This window comes from Haladaptatus sp. AB643, assembly GCF_024136975.1.
Taxonomy (GTDB): domain Archaea; phylum Halobacteriota; class Halobacteria; order Halobacteriales; family Haladaptataceae; genus Haladaptatus.
This window is the reverse complement of record NZ_JAMYJW010000001.1, coordinates 89,797-103,086: the sequence shown is the minus strand read 5'-3', so window position 1 is coordinate 103,086 and position 13,290 is coordinate 89,797. Positions and strand designations below refer to the sequence as shown.

16 protein-coding genes and 1 tRNA gene are annotated in these 13,290 nt (G+C 59.9%); 13 read left to right on the top strand and 4 right to left on the bottom strand.

Annotated features, from left to right (window positions below; translation table 11 throughout):
• Nucleotides 1-23 precede the first annotated feature (23 nt).
• Together NKF25_RS00565 and NKF25_RS00560 are read left to right on the top strand one after the other, a co-directional pair.
• A complete protein-coding gene (locus tag NKF25_RS00565; RefSeq protein WP_253224805.1) occupies nt 24-1,235 on the top strand; it encodes a transposase in 1,212 nt (403 codons plus the stop codon).
• 24 nt (nt 1,236-1,259) lie between these two features.
• Nucleotides 1,260-1,622: a cupin domain-containing protein gene (locus tag NKF25_RS00560; RefSeq protein ID WP_253224804.1), complete on the top strand. Its 363-nt coding sequence runs from the start codon at nt 1,260-1,262 to the stop codon at nt 1,620-1,622.
• Nucleotides 1,623-1,634: 12 nt separating this feature from the next.
• On the opposite strand, the gene NKF25_RS00555 is transcribed toward NKF25_RS00560, so the two are convergent.
• Nucleotides 1,635-1,811, bottom strand: coding sequence for a hypothetical protein (locus tag NKF25_RS00555; protein WP_253224803.1), 177 nt, complete (start codon nt 1,809-1,811; stop codon nt 1,635-1,637).
• A gap of 240 nt (nt 1,812-2,051) precedes the next feature.
• Between NKF25_RS00555 and NKF25_RS00550 the strand changes: the two genes are divergently transcribed.
• Both NKF25_RS00550 and NKF25_RS00545 read left to right on the top strand, forming a co-directional pair.
• Nucleotides 2,052-4,106, top strand: a complete 2,055-nt coding sequence (locus NKF25_RS00550; RefSeq protein WP_253224802.1) for a DEAD/DEAH box helicase — start codon at nt 2,052-2,054, stop codon at nt 4,104-4,106.
• 51 nt (nt 4,107-4,157) lie between these two features.
• Nucleotides 4,158-4,230 (top strand) — tRNA-Pro (locus NKF25_RS00545).
• A 94-nt stretch (nt 4,231-4,324) separates the two neighbouring features.
• Here the strand turns inward: NKF25_RS00545 and NKF25_RS00540 are convergent.
• On the bottom strand, nt 4,325-4,558 hold the full coding sequence (locus NKF25_RS00540) for a hypothetical protein (protein ID WP_223301715.1): 234 nt from the start codon (nt 4,556-4,558) through the stop codon (nt 4,325-4,327).
• A 149-nt stretch (nt 4,559-4,707) separates the two neighbouring features.
• Here NKF25_RS00540 and NKF25_RS00535 point away from each other — a divergent pair, with 149 nt between their 5' ends.
• From NKF25_RS00535 to NKF25_RS00500, 8 genes are all read left to right on the top strand, one after another.
• Complete coding sequence (locus NKF25_RS00535; RefSeq protein WP_253224801.1) at nt 4,708-5,112, top strand: helix-turn-helix domain-containing protein; 405 nt, start codon at nt 4,708-4,710, stop codon at nt 5,110-5,112.
• A 48-nt stretch (nt 5,113-5,160) separates the two neighbouring features.
• On the top strand, nt 5,161-7,257 hold the full coding sequence (locus NKF25_RS00530) for a minichromosome maintenance protein MCM (protein WP_253224800.1): 2,097 nt from the start codon (nt 5,161-5,163) through the stop codon (nt 7,255-7,257).
• 1 nt (nt 7,258) lies between these two features.
• On the top strand, nt 7,259-7,546 hold the full coding sequence (locus NKF25_RS00525) for a hypothetical protein (protein WP_253224799.1): 288 nt from the start codon (nt 7,259-7,261) through the stop codon (nt 7,544-7,546).
• A 214-nt stretch (nt 7,547-7,760) separates the two neighbouring features.
• Nucleotides 7,761-8,366: a hypothetical protein gene (locus NKF25_RS00520; protein ID WP_253224798.1), complete on the top strand. Its 606-nt coding sequence runs from the start codon at nt 7,761-7,763 to the stop codon at nt 8,364-8,366.
• 35 nt (nt 8,367-8,401) lie between these two features.
• The gene (locus tag NKF25_RS00515; protein ID WP_253224797.1) at nt 8,402-8,740 is read left to right on the top strand and encodes a hypothetical protein; all 339 of its coding nucleotides are present in this window, start codon (nt 8,402-8,404) and stop codon (nt 8,738-8,740) included.
• Nucleotides 8,737-9,567: a hypothetical protein gene (locus NKF25_RS00510; RefSeq protein ID WP_253224796.1), complete on the top strand. Its 831-nt coding sequence runs from the start codon at nt 8,737-8,739 to the stop codon at nt 9,565-9,567. Before NKF25_RS00515 ends, NKF25_RS00510 begins: the two co-directional genes overlap by 4 nt.
• A 26-nt stretch (nt 9,568-9,593) precedes the next feature.
• Entirely contained in the window at nt 9,594-10,271 is a 678-nt protein-coding gene (locus NKF25_RS00505) for a hypothetical protein (RefSeq protein ID WP_253224795.1), read from the top strand.
• Nucleotides 10,268-10,930, top strand: coding sequence for a P-loop NTPase (locus NKF25_RS00500; protein WP_253224794.1), 663 nt, complete (start codon nt 10,268-10,270; stop codon nt 10,928-10,930). Before NKF25_RS00505 ends, NKF25_RS00500 begins: the two co-directional genes overlap by 4 nt.
• Here the strand turns inward: NKF25_RS00500 and NKF25_RS00495 are convergent.
• Complete coding sequence (locus NKF25_RS00495) at nt 10,912-11,790, bottom strand: transcription initiation factor IIB family protein (RefSeq protein WP_253224793.1); 879 nt, start codon at nt 11,788-11,790, stop codon at nt 10,912-10,914. The two genes, NKF25_RS00500 and NKF25_RS00495, sit on opposite strands and share 19 nt — an antisense overlap.
• Nucleotides 11,791-11,958: 168 nt before the next feature.
• Between NKF25_RS00495 and NKF25_RS00490 the strand changes: the two genes are divergently transcribed.
• Nucleotides 11,959-12,474, top strand: coding sequence for a hypothetical protein (locus NKF25_RS00490; RefSeq protein WP_253224792.1), 516 nt, complete (start codon nt 11,959-11,961; stop codon nt 12,472-12,474).
• 31 nt (nt 12,475-12,505) lie between these two features.
• Here the strand turns inward: NKF25_RS00490 and NKF25_RS00485 are convergent, their stop codons facing one another.
• Nucleotides 12,506-13,288, bottom strand: coding sequence for an AAA family ATPase (locus NKF25_RS00485; protein WP_253224791.1), 783 nt, complete (start codon nt 13,286-13,288; stop codon nt 12,506-12,508).
• Nucleotides 13,289-13,290 lie beyond the last annotated feature (2 nt).

Below are 13,290 nucleotides of genomic sequence, written 5' to 3'. Positions count from 1 at the left end.
GGGCGCTCTGGGGAGAAAAGAGCGTGAGCGGTTCCGAGTATTTCAGGCGAACGGCGGTAACGCGCCTCGCGGTCGAGGCAGACGACCACGAGCGACTGCTGTCGATGGTGCGCGAGTGGAAACGCGGGTGCCAGATCGCGGTCAACTTCGCGTGGGGGGTCTGTCACACGCGGAACGAAGTCCAGCAACTGGCGTACGAACCGTTGCGTGAGCGTACCGAGCTGGGAAGCCAGCACGCCGTCCTCGCCACCCACCGCGCCGCCGAAGCCATCAAGCGCGCGCTCGAGCGCGGTGACGACGCGGAGAAGCCGGAGTTCACCAGCCCGACCGTCGTCTACGACAGTCGGACGTTGACGCTGTTCGACGACGGAAACATCAGTCTGACCACGACCGGCGACCGGGTTCGCTGTCGCCTCGTGATGCCGGAGGGAAGCTACCAGTCGCAGTATCTGAACGACGATCGATGGGAACCGGCGAAGAGCACGCTTCACTACCGCGACGGGAACTTCGATTTGCATCTCGGCTTCCGACGCCCGCGTCCCGAAGTCGAACTGCCGACGGAGGACTCGACCGTCCTCGGCGTTTCCCTCGGCGTCGAAAATCTCGCCGTGACGAGCACGGCGCGCTTTTTCTCGGGTGGGGAACTCGCCCACCGACACGCCGAGTTCGCCGACCTCCGTGCCGATCTACGCGAGACGGACACCCGAAGCGCACGACGAACGCTCAGACGGGCCAGCGAACGCATGCAGAATTTTGCCCGGAACGAACTCCACGAGGTCGCGGGCGGTATCGTCTCTGAAGCCGAGGAACACGGTTGTTCGGTCATCGCGTTCGGCGAACTCGAAGGGACACAGGAGACGCTGGAGAAGGCGACTCGGTTCCATCGCCGGACGTTCGAACGGCTGTTCGAGTTCGTCGCGTATCGAGCGGCCGAGCGGGACACCACGGTCGTACAGGTGAATCCCGAATACACGAGTCAGCGTTGTACGTCGTGCGGATTCACACACCCACAGAATCGGGACGTGGAGAACAACCGGTTCGAGTGTCTGAAATGCGGCAACGAGGCCAACGACGATTACAACGCGGCGAAGAACGTCGGCTTCCGCTGCATCCGACGCGGCCCGCTCTCCTCACGGGGCGTCGGCGCGAAATACTGTGCGCTGGCATCCGGTCGAGTGACGCCCGACGGCGAGTTCGTGTCGAACGAGGAACTGGAAGCGGTGCAAAAACCTTAGCCCATCGCCTTCGAACGGGCGAGTATGTCCGAACCTATCGTGCGAAACGCGGACGACATCGACTACGAACCCGTCGGGGCCGCCGACGGCATGGCGAAAGGAGTGCTCATCGGCGAGGAACAGGACGCGCCGAACTTCGCCATCCGGCGGTTCACGCTCGAACCCGGCGCGACCGTGCCCGAACACACGAACGAAGTCGAACACGAACAGTTCGTGCTGGAAGGCGAGTACGTCGTCGGCATCGGTGACGAGGAGTACGAAGTCAGCGCAGGGGATTCACTGTTGATTCCGGCGGAAGTAGTTCACTGGTATCGAAACGAGAGCGACGAACCCGGTGCGTTCATCTGTGCGGTGCCGAACGGGGACGACGAGATTCAACTCGTCTAACGATAAACTCGTTTAACGATATTCGGAGAGAGAGATAACGGCGTCGATGGACGCCGATACCCACGCGGCGTCTTGCTGTGTATCGGTCATTCGAACGAGCGGTCGCTTTCGGTCGGAACCGTCTTCGATTTCGAGGACAACGTCCTCGTCGAAACGCCGTGGGAGTTCTTCTTCTTGCGTGCCTTTCATATGCTACCTTGCAGCGCTACTGCGCTCTGTCCACGGCTACCGGTCGGACCGGCTTTGTTATGAGCCGGTTGTGAAACGGTATTGAGCGAATAACGACGTTACAGTGCCGTTATTGTCCGATTGAAGGTCGGTAGGGTCACGTTTCTTCGAGTGATGCCACGGTCTATCACGGCGATTTTTCGATCGTGTGTCGCCGTGTCGTTCGAATCGCTGAAATAGCTCCGGTGTGTAGCATGTCTCGTGTCGAAGCAGGCCCAGCAGGTGGAGACGCTCTTCTGCCACGAGACGGACAGGGGCTATCAGGTGGTCGCCCGACGGGACGGTGAGCGACAGTTCCGCGCCATCCTCGAACTGAAGGAGACGGATGCGGGGCCACGGCCCGCCCGGTTTCTGTTGAAGGACGGATCGAGCGAAAAGCCGCGCAGTCCCGACGAGTTCGTCGAACTCGCGCGAAACGCGAACCGAATCCGAATCTCACAACAGACCTCGTCCGAAGCCCGGAACGAACTGAAGGAAATGCTCGACGGCTACCAACTGGACGCGAAGGCGGTGCGGACGTGTCGGTTGTGTGCCAACAAAGGACGCTATTCGCCGATCAACGGCGAGACGGCCATCGATACGGGCGACGAGTACATCTGTCCCGACTGTGCGACCCGCGAACTGGAGCGGGAACTCTCGTTCAGGGGGAACCTGACCGGTGCCGCACAGGACCGACTCGAAGACCTCCTGCTGGAAGTACAGGACCTGAAACGGATTACGAACCTGCTCAAAGGACGACTCGACCCGGACCTGACGAAGTTCGACGAGATAAGCGCGAACGTCGAGGACATCGAACTGGAGCGGACCGATTCGCTCAGCCTCCACCCCGGCATCCAGAACCTGCTCGAATCGCGATTCGATACCCTGCTCCCCGTCCAGAGCCTCGCGGTACAGAACGGCCTCCTCGACGGGGACGACCAACTCGTCGTCAGCGCGACGGCGACCGGAAAGACGCTCGTCGGCGAGATGACGGGGCTCGACCGCATGCTGAACGGGAAAGGCAAAATGCTCTTTCTCGTTCCCCTCGTCGCGCTGGCGAACCAGAAGCACGAGGACTTCAAGGAGGAGTACGGCGACCTCGCCAACGTCACCATCCGCGTCGGTGCGAGTCGGGTGCGTGACGACGGCAACCACTTCGACCCGAGCGCGGACATCATCGTCGGAACCTACGAGGGAATCGACCACGCGCTCCGCACCGGACGGAACCTGGGCGACATCGGAACCGTGGTGATCGACGAAGTCCATACCTTGCAAGAGCAGGAGCGCGGTCACCGTCTCGACGGCCTCATCTCGCGGCTGAAATACTACTGCGAGGAACGAGCCGAACAGCACGACGACTACGACGGCGCACAGTGGGTGTATCTCTCCGCAACCGTGGGGAATCCAAAGGATTTGGCCCAGGGGTTGCGAGCGAACTTGGTCGAGTTCGAGGAGCGCCCGGTCGCGCTGGAGCGCCACGTCACGTTCGCCAGCGGGCAGGAGAAACCGGTCACGGAGAACAAACTCGTCAAGCGCGAGTTCGACCGTGAATCCTCACAGGGGTATCGCGGCCAGACCATCATCTTCACCAACTCGCGGCGGCGCTGTCACGAGATTTCCAGAAAGTTGGAGTACAACTCCGCGCCGTACCACGCCGGACTGGATTACGGACGGCGCAAGAAGGTCGAACGCATGTTCGCGGAGCAGGACCTCGCGGCGGTCGTTACGACGGCCGCACTCGCCGCCGGGGTCGACTTCCCGGCCTCGCAGGTCATCTTCGACTCGTTGGCGATGGGAATCGAGTGGCTCACCGTCCAGGAGTTCCACCAGATGCTCGGCCGTGCGGGGCGACCGGACTATCACGACCGCGGGAAAGTTTACGTCCTCGTGGAACCGGACGGGAGCTATCACAACAGCATGGAGATGTCCGAGGACGAGGTGGCGTTCAAGCTCCTCAAGGGCGAGATGGAGGACGTACACACGCTCTACGACGAGAGTTCCGCGATCGAGGAGACGCTGGCGAACATCACGGTCGGCGGGAAGGCCGCGAAGCGTCTGAACGACCGGATGATCGGCGACGTCCCGACGAAGCACGCGCTCGGCAAACTGCTCGAATACGAGTTCATCCACGGCTTCTCGCCGACCCACCTCGGACGGGTCATCACGAGTCACTTCCTCGCGCCCGACGAGGCGTTCAAAATCCTCGACGGTATCCGAAAGGACAAGGAACCGTTCGAAATCGTCGCCGACCTCGAACTGTTCGGCGAGGACGAATAATCGAAAGCCAAACGAAACGCTTTACAGGGGGAGTGCGCTACTGAAAGGTACGGGATCGTGGGGTAGCTTGGTATCCTTTCGGCCTTGGGTGCCGATAACCCCGGTTCAAATCCGGGCGATCCCATTCTTGGACGGCTATACCGTGAGCGACTGCGAGGCGCAAAGCGCCTCGATGCGAACGGCAACGCCGCGAGGGATGCAAGAAAAAGAGTTGAAGCTTATGCTGTCCCTTCGCTCTTTCCAGTCTGTTCGCCGGATGAACTGGAATCAGTCACTTCTCCTTTCAGCATCGATTTGACCTTCTTTCTGAGGACGAGATAGCCGCCGACGGCACCGATACCGAACACGACGGCACCTTTCTTACCGAAGCGACGATAACCGAACTTGGCGGCCTTCTTGCCGACAGTGAGTGGTCCGAGTGGTCCAAACATGCCTGTGGGGGTTGCGTTCATGGGGAGGTGCCACGTGTGGTTGCACATGCAAGTTGTTTATGAAAGTCGGGTGTTCTGCGGCGGTAGTTATGCGAGATAGAATTGCCGGACGGATGATTGATAAAAACACCATATAACTTATACTTTGGTAATGTGTAATAGTGTCGAGTATGAGAATTGTTGGACCACGACAAGGGATCGATGAAGTCATCATGGGGTGGTTGAAGCGAAGGCTGCCGAGCGGCGAGAGGGGCGCGAGTGAAAGGAGCGAGGAGTCGGAGCAGGAAGAACGAGAGGGACGGCGGACGATGGAGGAATTCGCGTTCGAAACGGGTCGGACACCGGAGGCACACGTCGTGGAGTTGCTGGCGGCGCGGGACGGCGAGATGCGTCAGCAGGAGATCATCACCGAAACAGAGTGGTCGCGGTCGAGCGTGAGCCGACTGCTGTGCGGGATGGAAGCGGAGGAGGAGGTCGTTCGTGTTCGAGTCGGGACCGAAAACGTGGTATATCTCCCCGGATCGATTCCGAAGCTAGTCCGGGATTTCGAGTCGGTACCGGTGGCTCACGCTTGACGGTAATTTGCGAAACTTCTTACCCGATCGAGCACCAAAGACCCATGAATGGCTCGCGCGGAAAATACGGAACTGATAGATCGGTTCGAGCAGTTCTATCGGCGATACTACAGCGACCAGATCGGGGATCTGGCCCAGCAGTATCCCAACGAAAAGCGTTCGTTGCACGTCGATTGGGACGACCTCTACCGATACGATGCGGACATCGCCGACGACTATCTCGCCCAACCACAGCAGTTACAGGAGTACGCCGAGGAAGCGCTCCGTCTGTACGACCTTCCCGTAGACGTGAGTCTCGGGCAAGCGCACGTCCGCCTTCGTGGACTGCCGGAACACACGGATATCCGCGCGATCCGTGCCCGGCACGTCAACACGATGGTGAGCGTGCAAGGGATCGTTCGAAAAGCGACCGGTGTACGGCCGAAGATTCAGGAGGCCGCCTTCGAGTGCCAACGCTGTGGAACCCTTACCTACATCCCGCAAGCGGGTGGCGATTTCCAGGAACCACACGAGTGTCAGGGCTGTGAACGGCAAGGCCCGTTCCGCATCAACTTCGACCAGTCCGAGTTCATCGACTCGCAGAAGATTCGCGTCCAAGAGAGTCCGGAAGGGCTTCGCGGCGGTGAAACTCCACAGAGCATCGACATCCACATCGAGGACGACATCACGGGACAGGTTTCCCCCGGAGACCACGTCATCGTGACGGGAATACTCCACCTCGAACAGCAAGGGAGCGGCCAAGAGAAGTCCGCCGTCTTCGACGTCTACATGGACGGCGTCTCGGTCGAAATCGAAGACGAGGAGTTCGAGGACATGGACATCACCGACGAGGACAAAAAAGAAATTATCGAACTCTCGAACGAGGGAGACATCTACGAACAGATGGTCGATTCCATCGCCCCGGCCATCTACGGCTACGAGCAGGAGAAGTTGGCGATGATCCTCCAGTTGTTCTCCGGTGTGACCAAACACCTCCCCGACGGGTCGCGGATTCGTGGCGACCTTCACATGCTTTTAATCGGTGATCCTGGTACGGGAAAAAGCCAGATGCTATCATATATTCAACATATCGCGCCACGATCCGTCTACACCTCCGGGAAAGGTTCGTCCTCGGCAGGTCTCACTGCAGCGGCGGTCCGCGACGACTTCGGGGACGGCCAGCAGTGGACGCTCGAAGCCGGTGCGCTCGTCCTCGCGGACAAAGGTATCGCGGCGGTGGACGAACTGGACAAGATGCGTCCGGAGGACCGCTCCGCGATGCACGAGGGACTGGAACAGCAGAAGATCAGCGTGAGCAAAGCCGGGATTAACGCGACGTTAAAATCCCGCTGTTCGCTTCTGGGCGCAGCGAACCCGAAGTACGGGCGGTTCGACCAGTACGAATCCATCGGTGAGCAAATCAACCTCGAACCGGCGCTCATCTCGCGATTCGATCTCATCTTCACGGTGACGGACAAACCGGACCCGGATCACGACTCACGGCTCGCAGAACACATCCTCCAAACCAACTTCGCTGGCGAGTTGAACACACAGCGAACCGAAATCAACGCGCCGAACATCACGGAAGAGCAGGTCAACAGCCAGACCGAGGAAGTGGCTCCGGCCATCGACGCCGAACTCCTGCGGAAGTACATCGCCTATTCGAAATCGAACGTCTATCCGACGATGAGTGCGGAGGCACGCGAAGCGATTCGCGATTTCTACGTCGATTTGCGCTCGAAAGGTACGGACGAGGACGCCCCGATTCCGGTTACTGCCCGGAAATTGGAGGCATTAGTTCGGCTCGCAGAAGCGAGTGCTCGCGTTCGGTTGTCGGACACCGTCGAAGGGAAGGACGCGGATCGCGTCATCGAAATCGTTCGGTCGTGCCTGCAAGATATCGGCGTGGACCCCGAAACCGGGCAGTTCGACGCCGACGTGGTTGAAACGGGAACCTCGAAAACACAGCGGGACAGGATCAAGAACATCAAACAGCTCATCGCAAGTATCGAGGAGGAGTACGACGATGGCGCACCTGTCGATGTCGTCCTCGACAGGGCGGAAGAGATCAACATGGACCCGTCGAAGGCGGAACACGAGATCGACAAACTGAAACAGAAAGGAGAGGTCTACGAGCCATCGACGAACCACCTTCGAACGACGTAAGATGGACCGAATCTCCGCACTCAGAAATATAGAGAATGCACTTTCGGATTTCGAATCCGGAGAGGACGAGTTACGTGAGACGCAGCGACGAGTACTGACGGTCTTGCAAACGTACGCTACCGAATTCGAAGCAGAACGTGATCTGTCCGTGTATCGAGCGTGTGGCGACGAACGTGCAATGGGGATCACCGTCGTCGCGGAATCGAAAACGGAAGCAACCGAGCGGGTAGCCGAACTACTCGACGACGAGACGGTGGAATTCGATATCAAGGGTGTCAATAGCCGATAATATAGTATAGATGGAAAACTAGATAAACATGCTCTGGATATAGTAGAACAGTAACAACTGCGTGTGTGTGGAGGTGTATCAAATGAGACATGGTCGACAGATGTCGGGGAGTTTATCAAATCCATAATAATGCAGGTGGCTCTATGATACACGAGCGATGGTACGGGATGGACAACGTAGCGAGCACGCACAACGTCGTCGAGGACAACCCGAGATGAGTAGGGTTTCGGCAGCGCTCGATGACGAAGCCAGTATTCTCGTTCTCGCGCCCTCCATGCGTTCGGAAACCGACGAAGCATGTATCGACATGCTCACGGAGACACCGCCGGAACAGGAGGACGTCCTCTGGGTTAGTTTTACACGCTCACCGGATGCATGTCTACAGGATTGGCTCGCTCATGCGGGTGGTCGTCCCGCGAACCTCCGATTCCTTAGTGTCGGCGAGACGGTACGATCGGTTGCAACGTCGGCATCGATGGGGGAAACGCCGACCGACGCAGTTATCGACACGCTCTCGAATCCCGGTGATTTGACCGGGCTTGGTATCAAAATCAGCGAAGTGCTCCAACAATGGCACGGAGACGGTAACAAAACCGTTGCCTGTTTTCACTCGTTGACAGCACTGCTCCAGTATTCCGACGTTCAAACCGTCTACAAGTTTCTGCACGTCCTCACCGGTCGATTCACTACCGCGGACGTGACCGCACACTTCCATCTCGACCCGGACGCCCACGACTCACAAACCATCAATACGCTGAAAACACTGTTCGACGCCGTTGTCGAATTCGATGGCAACGAGTGGAACGTGAGAACTCGGTAGTTAATTTTAAAACACATCATCTACCAACGAATGGTGTGTTGCTGATAATTACGTACTCCCGTGCCGCTCGGCAGACACTCCGGAACGTCTGTACGACGCATGAAACGTGCGTCGTCAGACGATTTGGTCGGGCAGCGCTCCTGCAATCGACGGAGTTGGGTGCGTTCCTCGCGCTTCGGTTGTACGAGAAGCACGGAGCCGATGTACAACTGGAACGCACCGAACCGTTGAACGAGTTTCGTGACGTGCCGGAGACGGTCCGTTCGGCCGCAAGCGCGTACGAAAAGCGCGACAAGCCGAGCACGCCGTACGAGAAGTTCGCCGTGGGAACCGAACATCCGTCGCCGGATTCGATGCGAAACGCGGAATTATGAACGTCGAAACGGAGAAGAAGACGTTTCGGGGGCGGGCAATCGACCTCTCGGGAGGCTCGGTAGCGCCGGAGGACATCGTAGCGGCAGTTCGGTCGGGCACCGAAACGGGGGGAATCAGTATTATCTGTGGAGACCCGGGTCCGGTACACAAGTACATCGGTTGTATCGAGTCAGGGATGTCGATTCGTCCTCGACCAGCATTGGCCGCCGCCGCCCGTTCGCTCGGTGTGAACGCACCGCAGGACGAAGAGATAGAACACATCGAAGAACGGATGTACTCGCTCGATATCGGCGATGTCTCGCTTCGCCCGGAGCGGAGACGGGTTGCGGACGCGAGCGGATCGGAAACCAGGTTACGAGAACAGGTCGCGGCACTTCGTGGACGCGTACAGGCCCTTCGGGAGGTCGAGGGGGATTTCGATAGTGCTGAATCCGACCTCCAGAGAATGACGCGGGAGTTAGCCGAACTGGAGACGAAACGTATTGCCGCCGAGCAGACCCTCGAAGCGGCCCGAAAACGACAACAAGCCGCAAGGAATGCTCGGGAACAACGATTGCGTCTCCGCGACCGGAAGGAGAACCTCGAACGGAGTGCCCGTCGCCACTTGGTTCGACGGATTCACGAGCGGTTCGATTCAGCGATCAAAGCAGTTCCGGGACGTGGCCGAACGACCGATCCGGGAACGTTCGAAGGGGATCCAGTGACTGCCGCGCTTGCAATCGCTCGCGTGGCGCGAGTTCGAGCACCCATCGTGCTGGCGTGTGACCGCTTCGACACGTCAAAAAGCGCCGCTGAGTGTCTCGATGCTCCCGTACTACAGGTTTAAGAACGAAGACGGGACCAACCCGGGGCATGGTGACGCTTCACTGGACGGTAAACGAGGAGAACGGGAGGGTCGAAACCGTCACACTGGTCGAACTGGTGGTCGAAAACACGACGACGGTTCCCGTGAGAATTCGTATCGGGAACCGACTCGATGGTGAGATTCGACCGCCGCGACGGAACGGCGTTCCGGAAGCAGGGTGGGACGAAGGCGGGTTCGAAGGCGTCGTCGCGGCGGACGAACGGCGCGCCCTTGGCTACGCGGTAGCGACCGGTCCAAATCAAGATTCACCGCCTGCGGAAATCGTGTGGACCGAACGAGCGCCGAGGACGGAAACATCGGTGAGCGACACGGAGCGAGGGATGATCGATGGGGAACTAGAAATCGAACCGACAGCGACGGGTGTCATCCGAGCACTCGGTGATGCTCGACCACCTGCGGACGTGGTACCGATGCCACACCCGACGAAACTCCCCGACGCCGTCGAGGCGTGGCTATCGGGTATCGAGACGCGAACGGAGCGATACGAAGCCAACGAGGGAAAAATGGGGGCGAAGAATGTGAACGAGCAGACTCGTGAGCAGGAGTTGAGACGGAAACTCGAAGCCGATGGACGAACGCTCGATTCGGTTGCGAAACGGGTCGGTACAGTACGGGAACGGATTGCAGCAGCACGGGAGACGCATTCCGTCGAGAGGAAGATATGATCTTGGCGGTAACGGGAGGCAAAGGTGGCGTCGGGAAATCGACTGTCTCGTTGAATCTCGGAGCAGAACTCGGCGGTGTCGTGGTCGATGCCGACCTCGCAATGGCGGACTTGCCGACGTGCCACGGCCCGGATTTACACGACGTACTCGCCGGGCGGGCGGAGCCACTGGAGGCGATTTCGACCGTCGGTGGTGTGTCGATGCTCCCGTGTGGCCGCACGCTGGCGGGAGCGCGCGCATGTGACGTGACGGGGTTCGTCAGCGCGGTAGAGCAGGTCGCCGACGAATATGACCTCGTGATAATCGACTGTCCGGCAGGGATGTCGGCCGACGCGGGACTTCCGTTGGTTGCGGCGGATAGCTGTGTCCTCGTGACGGTTCCGCGACGGTTCGCGTTGGCGGACGCGGTTCGAACGAAGGTGCTCGCGCGGGAACTCGGTGCAGGATTGTGCGGCGTCGTACTGAATCGCGTGCGGAACGATCCACCGACCGAAATCGTCGAACGGACGCTCGGCGCGCCAGTGACGACGCTCCCGGAATCGACCGTGATTGCGGACGCACAGCGGCACGGCCGCCCTGTAGCAACCGCTACGCCGGAAAGCGATACAAGAGAACGGTTCGCGGAACTCGGACGGGTGATTTACTCCCGGAGGTCGTGATACGTCGAGCGGAGCGTGACGGGCGTTACGTCGGCGACTTCTGCGGCGGCACGTTGGGTGACACGTTCGTCACAGTTGCGGGCCGCTGCGTAGAGACACGCGGCGGCCACACCGCTGGGATTGCGACCGCTGATGAGGTCCTTCCGTTCCGCCTTCGTGACGAGCGTTTCGGCGCGTCGTTCGCTCTCCATCGAGAGGTCGAGTCGACTGGCGAATCGCGGCAGGTACTCGCGCGGGTCGATCGGACCGATGGGGAGACCAAGTTCTCGGTTCAGTGCGTCGTAGGCCGCAGTCAGTTCCGAGCGGTCGGCGCGGGCACGCTCGACGATTTCGTCCAGCGTACGGGAGACGGCCGACGTTCGGCACGTCGCGTACACCGCCGCAGAGGCGAAGCCCTCTATCGAACGCCCGCGAAGCAGGTCTTCACCTTGCGCGGATTCGAACAGCACGCAAGCGCGGTCGCGGATGTTCGCGGACAGTTGGAGCGCACCGACGAGCCGACGGATTTCGGTGAAGCCGTAGACGCGATTTCGCTCGGCCTTGGAGGAGATTCGGGCGCGGTTGTGCTGGCGACGCATGCGCATCACGCGGCGTCGTTTGCGGCCCGTCAGCCGGACGCTGCTGTTTTTGTATCCGATCTCGGTCGTCAGTCCCCGGTCGTGGCGGGAACGCGTGAGCGGCGCGCCAGTGCGCTTACGGTCGGTGTCGTCGTCGTCGAACGACCGCCACTCCGGGCCACGGTCGAGGTTGTCCTCGGCGACGACGAGGCCGCATTCGGTGCAGACGGTTTCCGAACCGCGCGTGCGGACTCGGCTATGACATTCGGGACACGCTTCAGTGAGGTGTTGTGTCGTACTCATCACAAGTGAAACTTCGTCCGAGATGGTATTTAAACGAACGTCGAATTCGGGAAACGAACCCGATTTGGACGGGAGGAACGTACCGGTTACCGGTACGTTGCGGGACGTAATTACCAAATATGATACTTGTCACAAACGTTAAAGTCGAGGGAGGGACGAGGAGTACACATGGCGCTGTCGGATATCGCCGCCGGGCTTGAGGTCACGGCCAAGCAGAAGAATCACGGCGTCGCAACCGTGGATGACACGGAACGGGACCTCCACGATCGGTTGGCGGCGTTCAGTGATGCGTTGCCGTGCGAGACGGAAATGGCGGTATGCATCGTGGAAGCACACGCTGCGGGAGCATCGGTCGGTGAAAGCGCTCGGCGTGCTGGTGTCGCCCCCATGACGGCGGCAAAGACGCTTCACTTGCTCGGCGTGAACGGGGTTTCCCCACTCTCGTCGATGGGTCACGAACTCGTTCGGGACTGGCTTTCAGCGAACCTCTCCCGGTCGGAAGCGTTCACGCTCTCGGGAGCGAGCGAAACCGAGTTCGCACTGGCGACGTTCATCGAAACGCACGAGCCGCTGGACGGAGCGGCGGAAACGGTCGAAAGCGCGTTGGCGCTCGACAGACACGCTAGCGTGGAAAAGAGGGACGTGTTAGCCGAGACGATGAGCGACGTCGGCGACTTGCTGTGAGAATCCGCTGGCGATCCGTTCGACGATGGAATTATTGCCGGAGTGACTCCGGAAGGTAGTCGTCCGGGTCGATGTCGAGCAATCCCTCCTCCGGAAATTCGACATCGAGCGACGTGTCGAACACGGCTTCAGTGGCAGCGACGATTGCAGGTGAAAACGAGGTGTCGAGTTCGGGCGCGCTCGCTGGAATCGATTCGACTGTGGTTGCGTCGTCCCTCGGAATCGTCGGAACATCACCCAAATAGTCCTCGTCCGGGGATTCGACGCGATTGGCGAGGATGGTGTCCGCGTCCGTGCCGAGGTCGGCGAGACGGCCGCGAATTCCCTGAACTGCATCCGCTCCGCGTCGGGACGCCGGGGCGACGACGGCGACGGTGTCAGCCGCGTTGACGGCCGCGACAGCTTGGTTCCCGGCGACAGGAGGAGTATCGATGATGACGTGATCGAAGTCGTCGCAGGCCCGTTCGACGAGTGTTTCCAACGCTTGAGCGGCGTCTACAGTTTTGGCGCGAGCGATGCGTTCGAAGGGTGCATACGCTGGACACAGTGAGAGCCGACCTGTGGTTTCGACCGGATGGTCGATGAGCGCGTCGGAGAACTCCCCGTCCGTTCCGTGGTCGTCGTCGATCAGCAGTGCGGTGATGTCGGTATCGATGCGATCGGGAACGTAGCGAGACAATCCTTGCGTGCCGAAGGCGGCATCCAGAATTACCACGTCGTGTCCGACGTGAGAGAGGATGGCGGCCGTTTCGAGACAGAGGCGTGTGGTCCCTGCTCCACCGGTCGCACCGACGAATGCGGCAGTTCGTTTCACGT

Excerpts from the sequence above, each read along its gene's own strand:
- NKF25_RS00560 (WP_253224804.1), top strand. The coding sequence starts at position 1,260 with ATGTCCGAACCTATCGTGCGAAACGCGGACGACATCGACTACGAACCC.
- NKF25_RS00555 (WP_253224803.1), bottom strand. The coding sequence starts at position 1,811 with ATGAAAGGCACGCAAGAAGAAGAACTCCCACGGCGTTTCGACGAGGAC.
- NKF25_RS00540 (WP_223301715.1), bottom strand. The coding sequence starts at position 4,558 with ATGAACGCAACCCCCACAGGCATGTTTGGACCACTCGGACCACTCACT.
- NKF25_RS00535 (WP_253224801.1), top strand. The coding sequence starts at position 4,708 with ATGAGAATTGTTGGACCACGACAAGGGATCGATGAAGTCATCATGGGG.
- NKF25_RS00530 (WP_253224800.1), top strand. The coding sequence starts at position 5,161 with ATGGCTCGCGCGGAAAATACGGAACTGATAGATCGGTTCGAGCAGTTC.
- NKF25_RS00525 (WP_253224799.1), top strand. The coding sequence starts at position 7,259 with ATGGACCGAATCTCCGCACTCAGAAATATAGAGAATGCACTTTCGGAT.
- NKF25_RS00520 (WP_253224798.1), top strand. The coding sequence starts at position 7,761 with ATGAGTAGGGTTTCGGCAGCGCTCGATGACGAAGCCAGTATTCTCGTT.
- NKF25_RS00510 (WP_253224796.1), top strand. The coding sequence starts at position 8,737 with ATGAACGTCGAAACGGAGAAGAAGACGTTTCGGGGGCGGGCAATCGAC.
- NKF25_RS00505 (WP_253224795.1), top strand. The coding sequence starts at position 9,594 with ATGGTGACGCTTCACTGGACGGTAAACGAGGAGAACGGGAGGGTCGAA.
- NKF25_RS00500 (WP_253224794.1), top strand. The coding sequence starts at position 10,268 with ATGATCTTGGCGGTAACGGGAGGCAAAGGTGGCGTCGGGAAATCGACT.
- NKF25_RS00495 (WP_253224793.1), bottom strand. The coding sequence starts at position 11,790 with ATGAGTACGACACAACACCTCACTGAAGCGTGTCCCGAATGTCATAGC.
- NKF25_RS00490 (WP_253224792.1), top strand. The coding sequence starts at position 11,959 with ATGGCGCTGTCGGATATCGCCGCCGGGCTTGAGGTCACGGCCAAGCAG.